This is a genomic window from Clostridium ganghwense (genome assembly GCF_026735165.1).
Taxonomy (GTDB): Bacteria; Bacillota; Clostridia; order Clostridiales; family Clostridiaceae; genus Clostridium_H; species Clostridium_H ganghwense.
The window spans coordinates 664,689-685,112 of the sequence record NZ_JAPQES010000001.1; the positions used below are offsets into that span (position 1 = coordinate 664,689).

General features: G+C 29.6%; 15 protein-coding genes and 1 riboswitch. Of the genes, 4 read left to right on the forward strand and 11 right to left on the reverse strand.

Annotated elements, in window-relative coordinates; translation table 11 throughout:
• Window positions 1–256 precede the first annotated feature (256 nt).
• The 3 genes from OXH55_RS02910 (at window position 257) to OXH55_RS02920 (ending at window position 4,420) form a co-directional block, all read left to right on the forward strand.
• Window positions 257–745, forward strand: coding sequence for an NADH-quinone oxidoreductase subunit NuoE family protein (locus tag OXH55_RS02910; protein ID WP_268047970.1), 489 nt, complete (start codon window positions 257–259; stop codon window positions 743–745).
• Between the two features lie 69 nt (window positions 746–814).
• A complete protein-coding gene (locus OXH55_RS02915) occupies window positions 815–2,644 on the forward strand; it encodes an NADH-ubiquinone oxidoreductase-F iron-sulfur binding region domain-containing protein (protein ID WP_418921825.1) in 1,830 nt (609 codons plus the stop codon).
• Between the two features lie 39 nt (window positions 2,645–2,683).
• The gene (locus OXH55_RS02920) at window positions 2,684–4,420 is read left to right on the forward strand and encodes an NADH-dependent [FeFe] hydrogenase, group A6 (RefSeq protein ID WP_268047971.1); all 1,737 of its coding nucleotides are present in this window, start codon (window positions 2,684–2,686) and stop codon (window positions 4,418–4,420) included.
• A 106-nt stretch (window positions 4,421–4,526) separates the two neighbouring features.
• Here OXH55_RS02920 and OXH55_RS02925 read toward each other — a convergent pair whose 3' ends face one another.
• A complete protein-coding gene (locus OXH55_RS02925) occupies window positions 4,527–6,272 on the reverse strand; it encodes a glycoside hydrolase family protein (protein WP_268047972.1) in 1,746 nt (581 codons plus the stop codon).
• A 315-nt stretch (window positions 6,273–6,587) separates the two neighbouring features.
• On the opposite strand from OXH55_RS02925, the gene OXH55_RS02930 reads away from it, so the two are divergent.
• Window positions 6,588–8,681: a M1 family metallopeptidase gene (locus OXH55_RS02930; RefSeq protein WP_268047973.1), complete on the forward strand. Its 2,094-nt coding sequence runs from the start codon at window positions 6,588–6,590 to the stop codon at window positions 8,679–8,681.
• 59 nt (window positions 8,682–8,740) lie between these two features.
• Here the strand turns inward: OXH55_RS02930 and OXH55_RS02935 are convergent, their stop codons facing one another.
• The 10 genes from OXH55_RS02935 to OXH55_RS02980 form a co-directional block, all read right to left on the reverse strand.
• Window positions 8,741–11,119, reverse strand: a complete 2,379-nt coding sequence (locus OXH55_RS02935) for a homocysteine S-methyltransferase family protein (protein ID WP_268047974.1) — start codon at window positions 11,117–11,119, stop codon at window positions 8,741–8,743.
• Window positions 11,109–11,777 (reverse strand): methionine synthase, encoded by a 669-nt coding sequence (locus OXH55_RS02940; protein ID WP_268047975.1) that lies wholly within the window; start codon window positions 11,775–11,777, stop codon window positions 11,109–11,111. The genes OXH55_RS02935 and OXH55_RS02940 overlap by 11 nt, the downstream gene beginning before the upstream one ends.
• A 38-nt stretch (window positions 11,778–11,815) precedes the next feature.
• Window positions 11,816–12,271, reverse strand: coding sequence for an S-ribosylhomocysteine lyase (locus OXH55_RS02945; protein WP_268047976.1), 456 nt, complete (start codon window positions 12,269–12,271; stop codon window positions 11,816–11,818).
• Window positions 12,272–12,302: 31 nt separating this feature from the next.
• On the reverse strand, window positions 12,303–13,202 hold the full coding sequence (gene metF / locus OXH55_RS02950; protein ID WP_268047977.1) for a methylenetetrahydrofolate reductase [NAD(P)H]: 900 nt from the start codon (window positions 13,200–13,202) through the stop codon (window positions 12,303–12,305).
• A gap of 104 nt (window positions 13,203–13,306) precedes the next feature.
• Window positions 13,307–13,415: riboswitch (SAM riboswitch) on the reverse strand.
• Between the two features lie 91 nt (window positions 13,416–13,506).
• The gene (locus OXH55_RS02955; protein ID WP_268047978.1) at window positions 13,507–14,679 is read right to left on the reverse strand and encodes a SpoIIE family protein phosphatase; all 1,173 of its coding nucleotides are present in this window, start codon (window positions 14,677–14,679) and stop codon (window positions 13,507–13,509) included.
• On the reverse strand, window positions 14,676–16,412 hold the full coding sequence (locus OXH55_RS20090) for a [Fe-Fe] hydrogenase large subunit C-terminal domain-containing protein (protein ID WP_268047979.1): 1,737 nt from the start codon (window positions 16,410–16,412) through the stop codon (window positions 14,676–14,678). The genes OXH55_RS02955 and OXH55_RS20090 overlap by 4 nt, the downstream gene beginning before the upstream one ends.
• Window positions 16,413–16,446: 34 nt before the next feature.
• Window positions 16,447–16,701, reverse strand: coding sequence for a (2Fe-2S) ferredoxin domain-containing protein (locus tag OXH55_RS02965; RefSeq protein WP_268047980.1), 255 nt, complete (start codon window positions 16,699–16,701; stop codon window positions 16,447–16,449).
• 41 nt (window positions 16,702–16,742) lie between these two features.
• On the reverse strand, window positions 16,743–18,473 hold the full coding sequence (locus tag OXH55_RS02970) for a [Fe-Fe] hydrogenase large subunit C-terminal domain-containing protein (RefSeq protein WP_268047981.1): 1,731 nt from the start codon (window positions 18,471–18,473) through the stop codon (window positions 16,743–16,745).
• Between the two features lie 567 nt (window positions 18,474–19,040).
• Window positions 19,041–19,202, reverse strand: a complete 162-nt coding sequence (locus OXH55_RS02975; protein ID WP_268047982.1) for a zinc-ribbon domain-containing protein — start codon at window positions 19,200–19,202, stop codon at window positions 19,041–19,043.
• 158 nt (window positions 19,203–19,360) lie between these two features.
• Window positions 19,361–20,305, reverse strand: coding sequence for a ComEC/Rec2 family competence protein (locus tag OXH55_RS02980; protein ID WP_268047983.1), 945 nt, complete (start codon window positions 20,303–20,305; stop codon window positions 19,361–19,363).
• Between the last annotated feature and the right edge of the window lie 119 nt (window positions 20,306–20,424).

Consider the following 20,424-nt stretch of genomic DNA (forward strand, 5'->3'; position numbering starts at 1 on the left):
TGCCTGTGCACTTTTCATCGAAAAGTCTTATATTTTTCAAAAAATTTAGTATAATTAATTTTATGTAAGTATTTGTTTTGAAAACATATATTAGAATATTTGAAATAACTCTAACACTCATATCACATTTATAATTTTCCGAATCTTTCATAACTTCGGAGTTATTTTAATATTTTATATGTTTTACCAATATTTTTTTATTTTATTAAGTTAATTTTTATCAAAATTTATTTTTACTTAAGGAGGTTTAAGATTAGTGTGCACTAATAATTTAGCTAAGGAAAAATTCCAAGAATTAGAGATTTTTATTAATAATCTTGAGGACAAGCAAGGTGCATTAATAGAAGTGCTTCATAAAGCTCAAGGATTATTTGGTTACCTTCCTGAGGAAGTTCAAAGATTTGTAGCTAACAAATTAGATATTAATGTTTCAAAAGTATGTGGTGTTGTAAGTTTCTATTCTTACTTTACTACAGAACCAAGAGGTAAATATGTAATAAGCATATGTATGGGAACAGCCTGTTTTGTAAAGGGAGCTGGAGACGTATTAAAAGAATTTGAAAAACAATTAAATATAAAAGCTGGTGAAACTACATCTGATTCAAAATTCACTGTTGATGTTCTAAGATGTGTAGGTGCTTGTGGACTTGCTCCCGTAGTTACAATAAATAACAAAGTTTATGGTCATTTTACAACAGATATGGTTAGTAAAGTATTAGAAGAATATGCAGAATTGGAGGGATAAACCTTGAGTAAAATTAATTCTATTACAGATCTTAAAACACTTCGTAATGAATATAAGGAATTAGTAGATATCCGTAAATTATCTGAAGATATTAAAATATGTAATGAAAACACTAACTTAAAAAGAGATATATTAATCTGCGGAGGTACAGGTTGTAAATCCTCTAAAAGTGATGAAATATTAGAAAATTTAAAAGCAGAAGTAGAAAAAGCTGGTCTATCGAAACAAGTACATATTTCTATAACTGGTTGCTTTGGTTTCTGTGAAAAAGGACCTATAGTAAAAGTTGCTCCTGATAATGTTTTTTATGTTCATGTATCGCCAGAAGATGCTGAAGACATAATCCAAAAACATTTACTTAAAGGTGAAGTAGTTGAAAGACTTCTATATATAGAACCTACTATTAAAGAAAAAGTAAAGAAACAAAATGAAATGTCATTCTATAAAAAACAAAAAAGAATTGCTCTTAGAAATTGTGGTCTAATAAATCCTGAAAATATTAAAGAATATATAGCAGAAGAAGGCTATCTTGCACTAGGTAAAATTCTTACAGAAATGACTCCTGATGAAGTTATTAAATTAATATCAGATTCTGGATTACGCGGACGTGGGGGCGGCGGTTTCCCAACAGGTAAGAAATGGTCATTCGCTAAAATGTTCAATGCCGACCAAAAATATATAATTTGTAATGCAGACGAAGGTGATCCTGGTGCTTTCATGGATCGTTCTATTCTAGAGGGAGACCCGCACAGCATACTTGAAGCTATGGCAATAGCAGGATATTCTATTGGTGCTTCAATAGGATGTATTTATATAAGAGCAGAATATCCTCTTGCAATAGAAAGATTGAGACTAGCTATAAAACAAGCTCATGAATACGGGCTTCTTGGAAATAATATTTTAGATACTGATTTTAGTTTTGACGTTAAAATAAAGTATGGTGCTGGAGCTTTCGTATGTGGAGAAGAAACTGCTTTAATTCATTCTATTGAAGGATGTAGAGGTGAACCTACAAACAAGCCTCCATTCCCTGCTGAAAGCGGACTATGGAACAAACCTACTTGTGTAAATAACGTTGAAACTTTAGCTAATATACCTGCTATCATTAACAATGGTTCAGAATGGTACAACTCAATTGGTACTAAAACTTCTAAAGGAACTAAGGTATTTGCGTTAGCCGGAAAAATAAATAACGTAGGACTTGTAGAAGTTCCTATGGGTACAACTCTCAGAGAAATTATCTATGAAATTGGCGGCGGAATTAAAAATGGCCGTAAATTTAAATCAGTGCAAACTGGCGGACCTTCTGGTGGATGTATACCAGAACAATTTCTAGACATCCCTATAGATTATGAATCCTTATCATCTATAGGCTCCATGATGGGTTCAGGTGGTATGATTGTTATGGATGAAGATAACTGTATGGTTGATATTGCTAAATTCTATCTTGATTTTACTGTTGAAGAATCCTGTGGAAAGTGTACTCCTTGCCGTATAGGAAATAAGCGCTTACTTGAAACTCTTGAAAAAATAACAGTTGGCAAAGGAACAAAACAAGATTTAGAAAATTTAAAAGAATTAAGTGAAACAATAAAAGATACTTCTCTTTGCGGACTTGGACAAACTGCCCCAAATCCCGTTCTAAGTACTATGAAATATTTCATGGATGAATACGAAGCTCATATATACGAAAAACGTTGTCCTGCTGGAGTTTGTGGTGATCTTCTTAGATATGAGATCACAAGCAGCTGTATAGGATGTACTAAATGCGCAAGACAATGTCCTGTGTCATGTATTAGCGGAAAAGTTAAAGAAAAACACATTATTGACCAAGAAAAATGTATTAAATGTGGTCAATGCTACAGTGCATGTCCAGTTGGTGCAATAATAAAAAAATAATAAATTTGTAGTAATATTCTAAAGGAAGAGGTGTAAGATTTGAGTCTAGTAACTCTAACTATAAATAATAGACAAGTTCAAGTAGAAGAAGGTACAACTATTTTAGAAGCCGCAAAAACACTTAATATTGATATACCTGCATTATGTCATTTAAAACTACACGATAATAAAACTGTGAATCATCCTGGTTCTTGTAGAGTTTGTGTTGTTGAAGTAGAAGGAAGACGTAACTTAGCTCCATCTTGTTCAACTCCTGTTAGTGAAGGAATGGTTATAAAAACCAACTCTATAAGAGCTATTAAAGCACGCAGAAATATTGTAGAACTTATGCTTTCAAATCACCCTCAAGATTGTTTATTATGTGAAAAAAATACATCTTGCGAACTTCAAAAACTAGCTGCTGACTTAGGTATACGTGAAATAAAATATCAAGGTGAAAAAACAACATTCCCTAAAGATAATTCAAGTCATTCAATAATAAGAGACATGGATAAATGTATACTTTGCAGACGCTGTGAAACAGTCTGTAGTGAAATCCAAACTGTAGGTGTATTATCTGCTATGAATAGAGGCTTTAACACTACTGTCAGTCCTGCTTTTGACCTTCCTATGTCAGAAACAAAATGTACTTTTTGTGGTCAATGTGTCGCAGTCTGTCCTACTGGTGCTTTAACAGAAGTTAACTATGTTTCACAAGTATGGGATGCAATAAATGATGAAGATAAAGTAGTTATTGTACAAACTGCACCTGCAATTCGTGCTGCTCTTGGAGAAGAATTTGGTCTTGAACCTGGTACACCTGTAACAGGAAAAATGGTATCCGCTCTTCGTGCCCTTGGCTTCGATAAGGTATTTGATACAGATTTTGCAGCAGACTTAACTATAATGGAAGAAGCTAGCGAATTTTTACACAGACTTAACCATGGTGGAAGACTTCCAATGTTAACTAGCTGCTGTCCTGGATGGATTAAATTCATTGAACATGATTTTAGTGATCTTTTAGATATTCCATCTACCTGTAAATCTCCCCAACAAATGTTTGGTGCAATAGCAAAAACTTATTTTGCTGCAAAAATGAATATAGACCCTGAAAACATAGTAGTAGTTTCAGTTATGCCTTGTCTTGCCAAAAAATATGAAGCTGCAAGGCCTGAAATGAATACTAATGGTATACAAGATGTAGATATTGTTATAAGTACAAGAGAGCTTGCTAAAATGATAAAAGAAGCTGGTATTCACTTCCTTTCATTAAAAGATGAAGATTTTGATTCTCCTCTTGGCGAATCTACAGGTGCTGGTGTAATATTCGGTGCATCTGGTGGAGTTATGGAAGCAGCATTACGTACAGCTTACGAATGGATAACTAAAGAATCTATCCATAATTTAGAATTTAAAGATGTACGTGGACTTGAAGGAATAAAGGAATCTACAATCAAGATAAAAGATATGGATGTAAAAGTAGCAATTGCAAATGGCCTTGGAAATGCTCGTAAGCTTCTAAAAGCTATTCAATCTGGTGAATCAAACTATCACATGATAGAAATCATGGCCTGTCCTGGTGGATGTATAGGCGGTGGTGGACAACCTTATAGCCAAGCAAATAGCGAAGTATTAGAAAAGAGAATTGAAGCTCTTTATAAAGAAGATAAAAATAAAGCGTTAAGAAAATCTCATGATAATCCTTACATCAATAAATTATATAAAGAATTCTTAGGTGAACCATATGGAGAAAAAGCACACAACCTTCTTCATACTCACTATATAAAGAGAAGTTAAAATAAGTTAAAGAAAAGACCATAAATATAGAAAAATTCCATATTTATGGTCTTTTTTATTTTTTCACTAGATAAAATACTATATTCCTAATCAACTTGTAAATCCTTTATATACTAAACTTGGTTATAAAAACCTTCTCTTTTCTTAATGGGTTACCTTCATTATATTGAAAATTATACCACCTATGTATAAGCACCTTATCTCCTAAATATGTAGCTTGTGTTGGTGCACTTGTATCAATTAATAAGTTAGATGAGGTATTAAATAAAAATACTCCATCAGCACCTTTTTTATATACATCATAAGCTCTTGATAAATATTGATCTAACTTTAAATACTCTCTTTCATGAACATAAAGTCCTTTTTTCATTAATTCCTCTTCAGCTTTTGTTAAATCGTGTCCTTTAACATCAGCAACTATCCCAATATATAATTTAACCTTTGTACCCTTTACCATTTCTACATAAGGAGTTATATCGAAAAAATCCTCCTTACTTATATTAGAAATAATTAATCTATCTATATACCCTTTTTCAATCCAAGTTTCAACATCAAACCCATAAGAAAGTGGATTCTTATATGGTATTCTCACTGTAATATTCTTATTTTTTGGTATTTCAGCTCTTACTTCTTTCATAAATTTATTCATAATAATAGCTCTATAAAAATTCTTATATATCTTAGTAGTTTGGCTTCCCATTACTGTAGGATATCTACAAAAATCAAGTGTTATTCCATCTACATTCTTAAAAGAAGCTGCTTCCCTTAATATATTTTTTATATAATCTCTAAATTTAGGATATGTATAATTCATTGAAAAACTACCTTCTTGAACACAATCTTTATATTCATCGTACATTGCTCCATTTAGGAAGCCATATATTTTAGGATTATAAAACGCATCCATACGTAATGAAGCATTTATTTTCACACCTTTTTTTTCTGCCTCATCTGCTACAACCTCTAAAGGTGATTTGCCTGTCTTTAAAATATTTAGTATTTGTTCTCTTGCAAGTTTATCGCCTTCTCTAAGTTGATTATCATATCTGTCAACTCCTTCAAAAGCTTTTCCAGCATATCTGCTATTATAAGTTAACATACCCGTAGTTCCTAAACACCAATTTATCTCTCCAACATTTTTTTTAGATAGAACATCTACAGTTTTTTTCTTTAAACTATCTACAGTGGGATAACTTCCTGAAAAAAAATCAGAATATCCATCAAAATCATATATAATTCTTCTCCCACTAGCACCTTCATCTGACTTATTATATGCAGCTATTTCCTCTGAAGTTAGTCCAACTAATTTAATATATGCAATTCTTGCTCTGTAATTATTGTACGGACTAATTTTAATGCTATTTCCATTAAAATTTGATATAAGCGCTCTTTTCTCATATATATATTGATTTCCATATAATTTATGAGCATCATATGCTTCATTATTTTCCACATAATTATAAGAATTATCCTTTTCTGTTTCTTTTACAATAAAGCTATCTGTTCCTGCTGCATAACCTATATCAATCTTAAACCATCCATTTAACTTTAAAGGTAACTCTAGTTCTTGTGATTTATCTGTACTTTCAATTATAACTCCTTTATTATCACCTTTAAATACAGATGCTCCCCATCCTGCTCTATTAGCCTCTTCATTCTCATTATTAACCATTTTTTGTACACACTTAAATAAATAAATTTTTCCTGATTCCGCTGTTATAGTTTCCCCTGATTTTAAATTCACTAAACTTTCTTGTACATCTTTTTCATCCCAAGCATATACATTAGATGAAAATAGAAACATAAAAGAAATAAAATATAATATAAATAATTTCTTTATCCTATTATTCAATCAATCCTCTCCTTATTCATTTTTTTAGTTAAATTTACATTATGAACCTTTTTCAAATTATAACACTCAGCTTTCATTTTATCAATTATTCTCATCATTTAAATAACTTTGAATTCATTATATATTATAATTTTCGTTTGTATTATTCTTAAATTTATATTAAATTTATCTCTTGTATATATAATTAGGAAATCAATTATGCTAATATTTAACTGTAAATATAAATAGTTTTAACTATTTAATTCATAGTTATACAAAGATAAATTTATATTATGAAAAAAGGGGGGAATTGCTCAATTTTTAGAGCAAAATATTATGAAAAACATTAAACTAAAAAAATTTACATGTTTTATTGTAACTTTGTTATTCATGTTGTTGGTTAAACTTCCAATGGCTTTTGCACAAGAAGGAGCAAACAGTTACAAAATTAATGCTACATTTGATGAAAATAAAAAAATCCTAACTGCTAATGAAACTGTATCTTTCAAAAACACCTCTAATACTACTTTAAAGGATATAGTATTTCACCTTTATCCAGATGCCTATGGTAAAGCTGAAACTAAACCTCAAATTGGTGGACAACCAGATGAATTATCACAAGAGCAACTAGGAGATATTACTATAACTAAAGTTTTCGTAAATAATAAAAAAGTAGATTTTACTCAGAAAAATCAAATACTTAAAATTAAACTTGATCAAGCTTTGCAAAATACTGAAGAAGCTAAACTATATATTGAATTTACCTTAAAGCTTCCACATGGAACTGACCGTATGGGATATTTCAATGATATATACTCTTTTACTAACTGGTATCCTATTTTATCAATTTATGATTCCCAAGCTAATAAGTGGGATGAAAATCCTTATCATCCAGTTGGAGAATCTAACTATGCAGAATCTTCAAATTATGATGTTACACTAAACGTTTCTAAAGATATGCAAGTAGCCTCTACTGGTATTGATAAAAGTATAGACGTAATAAACGACAAAACTAAAACGATAAATATAAATGCAGAAAATGTTAGAGACTTTGTATTTATAATGAGTCCTAGATTCAAGGTACTATCTAAAGATATAAATGGAATAAAAGTTAATAGCTTTTATTATGATGAAAAAGATGAAAAAAGTGATTTATGTAAAAAAAGAGCTTCTGTAGTTCTTGATACAGCTGCAGATGCCCTAGATTTCTTTAGCAACAAATTTGGTAAATATCCATTTAAAGAATTTGACGTTGTTGAAACTTACCTTAGTGGTGGTGCTATGGAATATCCTCAACTTATACAAATGGGAAACTATAGATTTAATCCTGAAATATCTTATGAAAATGCAGAATACATGCCTTTTGAAATTGAATCTACAGTTCATGAAACTGGTCATCAATGGTGGTTTTCTCTAGTTGGAAACAATGAATTTAAAGAATCTTTCTTAGATGAATCTTTAACTGTATACTCCACTGCTTACTTCTTTGAGAAAAAATACGGTGACTATTGTCATGCAGGTACTGTTTTAAAATTCAGAATGTATCATTACTTTGGTTTTCAAGAAAATCATGCACTAAATACAAGTGTTAATAAATTTGATTCATGGATGGATTACAGCAGAACAATATATAATAAAGGACCTCTATTTTTTGAAGATTTGAGACAAAGAGTTGGAGAAGAAAAATTCTTGAAAATTCTTCAAACTTACTTCCAAAAATACCAATATAAAAATGCAACTATTAAAGATCTTTTAGACGTTATTGAAGAAGTGGCAGGTAAAGATGTTAGAAAAGCTATGTATTCAGCTGTAACTTCTAAAGACTATACTCCTAAAAATATATCTCTTTCAGATGAAGAAAGAAATAAAATTGAAAAAGAATTATATAAAAATGAAGTTTTAAGCAAAGAAAAAAAATATGGTCTTTCACTTTTTAGTATTGATGCTAAAGCAATTCTTGGTGAAAAAATTTATATAGTAAAACCTCATGATTTACCTAAAGAGGATGATGCAGCTATAAACAACTTTATACAAAACATGAAATATAAATATAAAGAACTGAATGGTAATGATGAGAATTTGATTGTAAAATACGATAAAGATTTAACAGATAAAGAGATACAAAATGAAAACCTAATACTATTAGGTAATCCTTGGAATAACTCAGCATTTAATTCATTAAACTCATTACTTCCAATTTCACTTTCTAAATTCTCTTTAACTATGAAAGATATAAACATATGTAATTCTAATGTAAATGGACGATTAGTAGCTAAAAACCCTTATAATAAAGATAAAAATCTATTAGTTATTTTCTGGAGTAAAAATGGAAATTTAGATAATTTAATTGAAACTTCTATTTTTGATGATGCTAGAACTCAATTCTCAATAAATATTAATAATAAGAAAAAGCTCTCTGGAAGTCTTTAAAAATCAGTAATTATATACCAGTAACCAGTAAAAAATCTCTTTTACTGGTTACTTTAATTTTATCCTTGAAATACTTTTCTTGCAATTCGAACTGCTTCTTGAGCATCTTTTGCATAGTAATCTGCATTTATCATATCTGCGTATTCCTGATTAAGTACAGCTCCTCCAACAAAAACTTCACATTCTACATCATTTTGTCTAAGAGCCTTTATTGTTTCTTCCATACTCTTTACTGTAGTTGTCATAAGGGCACTAAGTCCCACAAGCTTTATATTTTCTTGTTTTGCGGTTTGCACTATATCTTCTGCTGAAACATCTTTTCCTAAATCTATAATTTCAAAACCATAGTTCTGAAGAATAACTTTAACAATGTTTTTTCCTATATCATGTATATCACCTTTTACTGTAGCTAAAATAATCTTTCCTTTTGAAATTGTCTCCTTATTTTCTTTAAATATTTTATCTTTTATGATTTCAAAGGCTCTTTGCACTGTTTCCGCCGATTGTATAAGCTGTGGTAAAAATATTTCTCCTTTTTCATATTTCTTGCCTACAATATCTAAAGCTGATATCAAATACTCATCCACTATTTCCATACTATCCTTTATATTTAAAAGCTCTTTTGTCTTTGCAACTGCTTCCTCTTTTATTCCCCTTACTATTATTTCTTTTAAACTTTTATTACTACTTTTTTGTGAAACTTCTTTTTTTACATTTACATCAGAATAAGTTTTCACATAATCTTTTGCCTCTTTATCTTCATTGGCAAGTACTTTAAATGCATTTATAGTATCCATAACATCTTGGTTATTAGGATTTACTATAGGCGCATCTAATCCTTCACTTAATGCCATTGCTAAAAATGTTTTATTAAGTAAAGCTCTATTAGGAAGTCCAAAGGATACATTACTTACTCCAAGCAAAGTTTTAACTCCAAATTTTTCTTTCACTATCCTAACGGCCTTTATTGTTTCCATAACCTCTCTTTGCTGTGCTGAAACAGTTAAAACTAAACAATCAATTAAAATATCTTCTTTTCCTATTCCATATTCTTTAGCTGTCTTAATAATTTTTTCAGCAATTTTAACTCTATCTTCAGCTTTAGCTGGAATACCACTTTCATCTAAAGTTAACCCTACAACACAAGCTCCATATTTTTTTACAATAGGAAATATTTCTTCCATAACCTTTTGTTTTCCATTTACTGAATTTATAATAGGTTTTCCATTATAAATTCTAGCAGCGGTTTCTATAACTTTTGCACTAGCACTGTCTATTTGAAGAGGTAAATTTATAATAGATTGTATTTCCTTAATTACCTCTTTCATTACTACTTCCTCATCAATTTCTGGTAATCCTACATTTACATCTAACATATCCGCTCCTAATTCCTGCTGATTAATACCTTCTGTTAATATATAATCTATATTATTATTTCTTAGAGCTTCTTTAAATTTTTTCTTTCCTGTTGGGTTTATTCTCTCACCTATAACTTTTACTCCCTGACCTAAAATTACAGTTTTTGAAGCTGAACAAGCTGCTGTAATACTCTTTTGCTTTATCCCTAAAGGTTTTAATTCCTTTAATTTAATTATCAATTGCTTTATAAATTCATCGTTTGTTCCACAGCATCCTCCAAAAATAGACCCACCTTTTTCAGCCATATTTTTTATATATTGTGCAAACTCCTCTGGCTTAATATCATATATAGTTTCCCCTTCTTCAACTCTTGGAAGTCCCGCATTAGGCTGTACCATAACTGGAACTGAAGAATATTCTATAATTTTTTCTACTATAGGTATTATTTCCTTTGGACCAAGAGAACAATTTACCCCAAGTGCATCTACTCCAAGTCCTTGCAAAACCATTACCATAGTAAGAGGATCTGTTCCAGTAAAAGTTCTTCCATCCTCTCCAAACGTCATAGTACAAAATACAGGTAAGTTACAGTTTTCTTTTGCTGCAACTACTGCTGCTTTTGCTTCATATAAATCTGAAATAGTCTCTATTAAAATAAGATCGCATCCTGCCTCTACTCCCGCTTTTACCTGTTTTTTAAAAATTTCATAAGCCCTTTCAAACTTTAATGTACCACTAGGTTCTAACAACTGACCAATAGGACCTATATCTAAAGCTACATATTTTCCTTTTCTATCTCCTTTAGCTTCTTTTGCAATATGTACAGCTTTACTTATTACTTCTTCACCAGAATACCCTGTATCCTTAAGTTTTAATTCATTAGCCCCAAAAGTATTTGTTGTTAATATATCTACACCAGCTTCAATATATTTTTTATGAATATCTCTTATTATTTCTGGATGTAATATGTTATAAATTTCTGGAATCTCTCCTGCTTTAAGCCCTTTCTTCTGCAGCATTGTACCCATAGCTCCATCGAAAAATATAAACTTTTTCTTAAGTATATCCTTAATTTCCACAGTAATTACCTCCTATCTTATATTCACAATTCTCGTATTTGCTGCAAATTTTACAGCCTGGATGTTCACTTATAATATTTTTATTTTGAAATCCTATTACTGCTGTTACTGATTTTCTAGGTATTAAAATACTATCTTCTGTAGCTGAAAGTCCTATTTTTTTATGAGCCTCTAAAGCTTCTAATATCTTACTCTGAATGTCTATTGAAAAATCTCCATATCCTGGACTGTATCTATAAGTTATTCCGAGTCCTAATTTTACAGCTTCTTTTTTTATTACTTCTTGTACTTCATCACATATGAGCTCTACCACACTAGTTGCACAAGCATCTAATATTAGAGCCTTTGTTAAATTAACTTTCTCATAGTATCTTATTTTCGTATCCACTATATTTCCAAGAGTTACAGCCATTACAGCACAACTTTGGGAATCTTTTAGATGCTTTTCTATAGCATTACCTTTAAAAATTAAATTACTATTTGATAACTCTATTCCTTCTATATTTTTTTCAATATCAAATATTTTAAATGTATATTTATAAGGTATATATTTTTTTATTTCTTCTATACACTCATCTATTAGTAATTCTAATGACCTCTCTAATTTTTGATTTTTATATCCTAAATATCTTAAAACTTCTTCTTTATCAATATGCAAGTAATCATCTTCTTCCCTTTAAGAATATTAAGCTCTTTTTATTTTCTATAAAACTTAGTGCTAAATCCATTTCTAAGTACATACTTTGCATATTCCTTTGCCCCAAACAAAGATAAGTCTCTGTAATTACCGCATTGAATATAATTAGCAGCAGGAACTTCTTCCGCTTCTAAAACTTGTTTTAAAGAAAGCTCCAATGCAACCTTTACAGTTCCAGGCTCAACATCCCCCCAAATAATAAGATAGAATCCTGTTCTACACCCCATAGGTGATATATCTATTATTTTATCTAAATATCCTCTTAAAAATCCTGCAAGTAAATGTTCAAGAGCGTGTAATGCTGCAGTTGGAATTGCTTCTTTATTTGGCTGAACAAATCTTAAATCAAACTTTGATACTACATCTCCTTTTTCGCCATTAAGAATACAACACTTTCTTACATATGGTGCAGCTACCTTTCTATGATCTAACTGAAAACTTTCTACTCTTGGCATTTATAATTCCCCCTATATTTCTATATTGTAATTAAATAGCAATATTACGATTTAACGCATAAACAATGGATGATATATTTCTAACTATTCTCTTTGCCACTTCTGGATTATTCATAGTATAAATATGAATACCCTCAACTCCAGAAGATAATAAATCAATTATCTGTTCTGTAGCATAAGCAATTCCCGCATCCTTTAAAGCTTCAGGATTATTTTCATATCTGTCTATTATTTTAATAAATTTTTCTGGAATGTTCGATCCACATAAAGATACTATTCTCTCTATCTGTTTCTTATTTATAACCGGCATAATACCTGCTTCAATAGGAATATTTATGTTTAATTTATCTGTCTTTGATTTGAAATTGTAAAAGAAATTATTATCAAAAAATAATTGACTTATAAGAAAATTTGTACCCGAATTTACCTTATCCTTAAGATTTATCAAATCTTCTTCCATACTATCACATTCAATATGTCTTTCTGGATAACATGTCCCTCCTATACAAAAATTATTAGATTTTTGTATATATTTAACCAAATCAACAGCATGTTCAAAATGAAGGGGATTTGGAAATTTAAAATTAGAATCTTGAGGAATATCTCCTCTAAGAGCCAATATATTGTTAATGTTATTTTTTTTAAATTTTTCTAATATATTGTCAATTTCACTTTTAGTTGATGTTATACATGTTAAGTGTGCTAATGCTTCTATATTATATTTATTTTTTATAATAGATGCTATCTCTACTGTTTTATTGTCTGCTGTGTTTCCCCCAGCCCCATAGGTTACACTTATATAATCTGGATTTAACGGTGCTAACGCATCTATTGTTCTATAGATAGTATCTATAGATGAAGCCTTTCTAGGTGGAAATATTTCAAATGAAATTACTGGCTTCCTCTTTGAAAATATATCTTTTATATACATAAACTCGCCCCCTATATTTATGAAGTTAATTTAATGCCCCACTTTTTAAATAAAAAAATAAGACCTAAAGGATATCCTTTAGGTCTATGTTTCTACCTACAACACCCTTATCTTCCAGCTTTTGCTGCAGGATTTAGCACCATTGTATGTATTAAATCACATACTGGTTGCCGGGCTTCATAGGGCCAGTCCCTCCACCTCTCTTGATAAGAAATATTCTATTTTAATATTTAGTTCAAATTATATATTTTTTTCTTAATAGTGTCAATATTTTAATATTATATTTATTAAATTCAATTTATATTTACACATAATTAATTGTTATTTTTTTCCCTAATTTTTTCATAAGTTCACATAATTCCTCTACCAAATTAAGTTTTATATTTAAATCCGTTGGGAAATCAGGATTTTGGTGTGCCAAATTTACTGCCTTACCAATCCATAAATTTAAGTGAGTACAATCCTCTAATAGCATTTTTATTAATAAAGATGCCCCATCTTTTTCCCTTATATTATAGATAAGACCCCCATCATCGTAACATTCCATTCCTTTTTTTAATTTTTCTACAGCCTTGCTTAAAGTTAGAACTCCCTCTGTTATTAAATCTATTCCTTGCATAGTTGATGTAGGAGGGACATCTTTATAAAGAATGTCCATATTTACCTTCATCTCTCTATTTAACTCTCTTGATGCAATATTTGCTGCAGTTCCACCACATATAATTTTCTTTCCCTTGCCATTCATAAATTTTTTTATTACATAGCTATCGTTTGCCGTATTTACAGGTGGTCCTGTAAATAAATCTATATACTCAGGGTCTCTTATTTTTATTCCTACTACAGTAGTATCATCACCTGGTTTTTTGCCATATAAATCCCAACATACCTCTACTAAATCTCTTGAAATGTTTTTTGCAGATTTCTTTTTGCAGCAACTTCTCTGCAAATAATTCTCTACCTTATCCCATGTCCATCCTAGATTTAGTACTTGACCTATACCCGCATGAATTACTCCATCACTAACTGCAGTAAGTACATCCCCTCTTCTAGCTATAAAATCACTTACATATACTTTCTTTCCATTTATATCAAGTTCCTTTTTAGGTATTTTCAAACTTTCACTATTTCTAATTATAAATAAAGGAGGATTATCATATTCTGCAGCAAAAACTCTACCATCGTTATATATTTTAAGAATAGTAAAAGTAGAATAAGCAATATTTCTAACCTTACAGACAGGAAGAGTATTTATTATTGTATCCACAGTTTCGTATATATCTTCTCCCTCTTTTAACATAGTAGCTGCAATTTTAGTTGTAAGTGTGGATAATATATTTGCTTTAACTCCACTTCCAAGTCCATCTGCCATAACTATAATAATACTGTCTTCTAATTTAACTATTTCCACATTATCACCACAGAGTTCTTCTTCATGCTTTATTAAGCTATCATAAGCCACATCTATAAATAAACTCAACCAATTTCCTCCTCCTCTCCTGCAACAATTCTTCTTAATTTATTCAAAAGCACCTTTGTTTCCGCTGTAGTTTCACCAAGAACACCTGCAATTTCTTGTGCTACTCTCATTTGTTTTTCTATAACTTCTTGTGCAGCATTCAAGGTATTTTTTTTAACCCTATTCAATTCTCTTTTATTTTTCTCTTCTTCAATAATATTAGTCATAGCAGCTAAAATTAAATTTTGTTTAGGTAGATATATTATATTCTCCATAAACACAGCATTATATTGTGGGTAAACAACTTTTTTACCTATTATATTTTCTCCTGTTTCTTTTACTTTACGAAAATCTGCGTCATCAATCAGTAAATTTAGTGGTTTACCTAAAATATTTTCAGACTTCACCATAAAAACTTCTTGAGCTGCAGGATTAATCTCTATAATATTTATATCTCCATCTACCATAATTATACTATTAGCTGTATTATCAATTATTACATCACTCAAACTTTCTGCTTTACTTCTCATAAAGTGTAAACACATATCAGTTTCAGCCATACCTTCAAAAATAGCTTGAGCTTTTTCCATGCAAGTATCATATCCACAAACTCCACAATTAAGCTTATCTTCTTTAACAAATTTACCCATCTGTTTCATGATTCTTTCAATATCCTGTTTCGTCGCAATAGGTCTTTTAAAACTTTTATCTTTGAACTTTCTGCCAAAATCTATGCTTTCCAATATGTGTTCCGTTTCTTTGATAATATTACTTTTTTCACTCTTCTCTTTGTTTTTTATATATTCTTTAGTCTTGTGAAGTCTTTTATAATACTGTTTTTTATTTTTCATCATATTATGGCCACCAATGCAGCCACCCTTACAAATATTTAACTCTACAAAAACCCCTTTAATAGCTCCCATTTGAATACTATCTAATATTTCAATACAATCCTCTGTTCCACTAATAGTAATAGGATGTAAAGCTTTTCTATCTATGGTATTTTTAATTGAGTTTATTACTTCTCCTTCTAATAAAAAACTCTTTCCATTCTTAGGCATATTTTTGTCAAATTCTTCAGCTTTAAGTTCATCTAATCTTATACCTGAACCATATATCCATTTATTAATTTCATTAAAGTTTAAAACTGCATCAATTATTTTTTCTCCTTCAAACTCATTAGCTTCAATTTTTTTTGCAATACATGGATCTATAAATACAACAAAGCTATCTTCTCCATATATCTTCTTTAGTACCTTAGCTTGAGCAATCATAGGGGAAACCACCGGAATCATGTACTTAATAAGTTCTGGATAATATTTTTGTATTAATGAATTTGCTGAAGGACAAAAAGTTGTTATATAATTTTCAAGCTTATTCTCATTTAAATACTTTTCATAATAATGAGCTAAAATACCTGTTCCTAAATCGTTTTCTTCAACAAATGAAAAACCTAATTTTCTTAATGCAGCTGCTATCTTTTCTTCTTCAACATTAAAAAAGCCTGCAAAAGATGGAGTTACACTTACAACTACCTTCTTTTTAGAAGAAATAGCTTCCTTAACTCTATCTAAATCACTTATAACCTTTGTTGCATTTTGAGGACAAATCTCTAGACAATGTCCGCATGCTATACATCTTTCTTGAACAATTTTTGCTTGTCCATTTTTAAATTTAATCGCTTTTACTAGACATGCTCTTAAGCACTTATAACAATTTTTACAACTAGCATTTGAAAAACTTATGTAATTCACTACCTATCCCTCCTTTATGAATTAACTTCTTTTATCATTTTTCTAATCTCTTCATGACATTTTCTTTGAAAAATGTTTCTAAGCTACTTTCATCAACAGAAAGAACAGGTCCATCATTTATCTTAATAGAAACTGGCTTGCAGCAGTTTCCTAAACAGCAAGCCCCTTTAACAACTACCTTATCTTCAAGTTTATTTTCTTCTATAATTTTCATAAGTCTATTTATTATATTATAAGAACCTTTAAGATAACATGTACTTCCAACACAAACTGTAATATCTATCACCATAATCACCTTTTCCTAAAATTTTATCTATTATAAATATCTACTTAATGTTTATCTTCTCCTGCAACAACTTTTCTTAGTTTATTTAATATAACTTTTGTCTCTGCAGTAGTTTCCCCAAGTAACCCTGCAATTTCTTGAGCAACCCTCATCTGTTTTTCTATTACCTCTTGGGCTGCATTTAAAGTATTTTCTTTAACTCTAACTAACTCTTCTCTATTTTTTTCGGCCTCCATAATATTTATCATAGAAGCTAAAACTAAATTTTGTTTAGAAAGATATACTATATTTTCTATAAAGACAGCATTATACTGAGGATAATCAACCTTTTTACCAATAATACTCTGTCCTGTTTCCTTAACTATCCTAAAATCTTCATCATTAATTAATCTAGATAATGGTTTACCCTTTATATTTTCAGCTTTTACCATAAAAATTTCTTGTGCAGCAGGATTAATTTCTTTAATATTTAATTCTTCATCTAATAACATAACAATACTAGCAGTATTTTCAAAAATCACATTAGTTAATCGCTCCGCTTTATTTCTCATAAAATGAAGACACATATCAGTCTCAGCCATTCCTTCATAAATTGCCTCAGCTTTTTCTCTGCAAGTATTATAACCACATACTCCACAATTTAATTCATCCTTAGGCTCAACCTTACCCATTTCCTTCATTATTTTTCTTATTTCTTCTTCATGTACGGTAGCTATCTTCATACTTTTATCCCTAAAGCTTCTATTTAAATTTAAATTTTTTGATAAAGCTTTAAACTTGTCATCTTTCTTATCTTCAGAAATACTTTCTCTTCTTTTAATATAATCTTTTACTTTTTGTAACTTTTCATAATAATCCTGATCATTATTAATCATATCAGGGCCACCTATACAACTACCTTTACATACACTTATTTCAAGAAACACAGATTTTAAAGTTCCTTTTTTCATACTTTTTAATATATTAATGCAATCTTCTGTTCCACTTACTGAAATTCCTTCAAGTTGTTTTTCTTCTAATTCATCTTTCACAGCATGAATAATTCCCCCTCCTACAGGGTAACTTTGCCCTCTTCTATATGCACTCTTATTAATATCTTCTTCTTTAAGTGTTTCAATATCTATTTTAGACTCTAAAATCCATTCATTTATCTCTTCAAAAGTTAACACTGCATCTATAACTTCAGTATTTTTGAAACCTTCTGCTTCAATTTTTTTTGCAACACAAGGTCCTATAAATACCACAAAACTATCCTTTCCATAAACATTTTTTAATATTTTCCCATGAGCAATCATAGGTGAAACAGCTGGAATCATATAAGGAACTAATTCTGAAAAATATTTTTCTACCAAGTAATTAGCTGATGGACAACAAGTAGTTATATAATTTTGTAGTTTATTATTTTCAACATATTCTCTATAGAAATCAGATACAGCTTCGGCCCCTATAGCAGTCTCCTCAATAATAGAAAATCCTAATTTTTTTAAAGCAGCAACTATTTTTCCTTCTTTAGTATTAAAATATCCTGGAAAAGAGGGTGCTATACTTACAATACCCCTTTCACCACTAGCTATTAACTTTTTTACCTTTTCTAAATCACTTACAATTTCTCTAGCATTTTGAGGGCATACTTCAAGACAGTGCCCACATCCAATACACCTTTCTTCTACTATTTCCGCCTGCTGATTTTTAAATCTTATTGCTTTAACAGGACATGATCTTAAACACTTATAACAATTCTTACAACTAGCATTAGAAAAATTCATATAGTTCATTACTTTTCCTCTCCTAAACTTTTAATTTTCTTTATTAATCTAATTTTTAACTGCCAGTCTTTACTTTTTTGTACTTAAAATATCATTGTTAAAATTCTTAATCTTCAAATATCTTACATACATATTATAAATCAATAAAGCTTTTTTTTCACTATTGAAAACCACCATAAATTCTAATTGTTTATTTTTATAGAATTTATTACTAATTTAATTATAATTTTATTTTTCAGAATATTGACAACTTTCAATTTATGGTGTATTATAAATACATAAACAAAATAACTTAAGTCAAATACAGTATACAGTGGAGGTGTTGCAGATTTATAAAAATATTAGAAAGATTTAAAAAGATGGGGGTGATACCACCAAAAAATTGAATTATAAGAGGAGTTAACAAATTGGAAATAGAAATTACTCAGATTTATAACTAGAGTACATTTATTATTTTATTAAATAAATGTACTCTAGTTATTTTTTGTTGTTTTTTGCTAAAAATATCCCTAAAATTAAAAATCTAAAATTAAAAATGACTGTTGTAATACTACACAACAGTCATCTATTTTCTTATTATCTTCTATTGTTATTTCTTTGTTGTTTTCTTTTTCTTCTGCAATCTGGGCATCTTACAGGTTCATTTTCGAATCCTTTTTCTTTGTAAAAAGCCTGTTCTCCTTCAGTAAATAAGAACTCATTTCCACAATCTTTACAAACTAATGTCTTGTCTGCCATTATAACAATCTCCTCTTTTTTCTAATTTGCGATTACTTTATCATAACTATACTATAAAAAGATTTTATGTAAATGCCTTGTAATGATACCTCATCGCCATATTTTCTATACAATCTAGTTTAACACATCAGTATACTATATTCAATAAATTTATAGATTTATTTTTCGACAGGTTTTTTATCAAAATTAATTTCACTTCCATTACTTATTGCAATTATTGTACCTGATTTATCAGTTCTATATAATTGAATATTTTTATCTTTTAACTTTTGTATTGTTTCTTTATGAGGATGTCCATACTTATTTTCTTTTCCACAAGATATTACTGCATACTTAGGTGATACCTTCTTTAAGAATGCATCTATGGTTGAAGTTCTACTTCCATGATGACCTACCTTCAATACATCTACTTTAATATCGTAACCACCCTTTAATATTTCTTTTTCTGAAGCTCCTTCAGCATCTCCAGTAAATAAAAAGCTTGTATCTTTATACCTTAATTTTATTACAATAGAATAATCATTTGTATCTTTATATTTCTTATTTTCTATTGGAGCTACTATTGTGCATGTAGCCTCTCCTAACTTAAATGTACTACCTCTCTTTGGCAAAGTTATTTTCATATTCTTGTTCTTTATAGCTTTTATTACATCCTTATAAGTTTTAGTTGTAGCTACTTTTTTAGGCATATATATAGTTCCTATATTAAATTCATTTATTACCGCATCAAGTCCTCCTATATGATCCTCATGAGGATGTGTTCCTACTACATAATCTAGATTTGATATTCCTTGTTTTTTTAGATATGTTGTAACAAGTTCACTGTCATCATTATTACCTGCATCAATAAGCATATTGTGATTATTTTCAGTAATCAAAATGCTGTCTGCTTGTCCTACATCTATAAAATGAACTTTTAAACTTCCATTAGTATTTAAACTCACTTCATTGTTTTTATTGGTTTCTCTGGTTTTATTATTATTTTTTGCTTGATTTGAAACTGCTTTTCCGCAACTAGATAAAGCTAACATAGCCATTATTAATAATGAAATAATAATACCTATGTTTATTTTTGCTCTAAAATTTTTCTTAAAATGTTTCATCTTTAGCTCCCTCCTACATTTATTAGTCTATAGTGTTATTATATCGTATTCTTCCTTCATTTGTCTTTTATCTTTCATGCTAATTTTATTTACTTAGAGAACATTTTTTATATAGAGTA

What these genes read in the sequence shown, in the direction of transcription:
- OXH55_RS02945 (WP_268047976.1), bottom strand. Translation starts at nt 12,271, where the DNA reads ATGCCAAGAGTAGAAAGTTTTCAGTTAGATCATAGAAAGGTAGCTGCA.
- metF (WP_268047977.1), bottom strand. Translation starts at nt 13,202, where the DNA reads ATGTATATAAAAGATATATTTTCAAAGAGGAAGCCAGTAATTTCATTT.
- OXH55_RS02980 (WP_268047983.1), bottom strand. Translation starts at nt 20,305, where the DNA reads ATGAAACATTTTAAGAAAAATTTTAGAGCAAAAATAAACATAGGTATT.
- OXH55_RS02975 (WP_268047982.1), bottom strand. Translation starts at nt 19,202, where the DNA reads ATGGCAGACAAGACATTAGTTTGTAAAGATTGTGGAAATGAGTTCTTA.
- OXH55_RS02970 (WP_268047981.1), bottom strand. Translation starts at nt 18,473, where the DNA reads ATGAACTATATGAATTTTTCTAATGCTAGTTGTAAGAATTGTTATAAG.
- OXH55_RS02930 (WP_268047973.1), top strand. Translation starts at nt 6,588, where the DNA reads ATGAAAAACATTAAACTAAAAAAATTTACATGTTTTATTGTAACTTTG.
- OXH55_RS02965 (WP_268047980.1), bottom strand. Translation starts at nt 16,701, where the DNA reads ATGGTGATAGATATTACAGTTTGTGTTGGAAGTACATGTTATCTTAAA.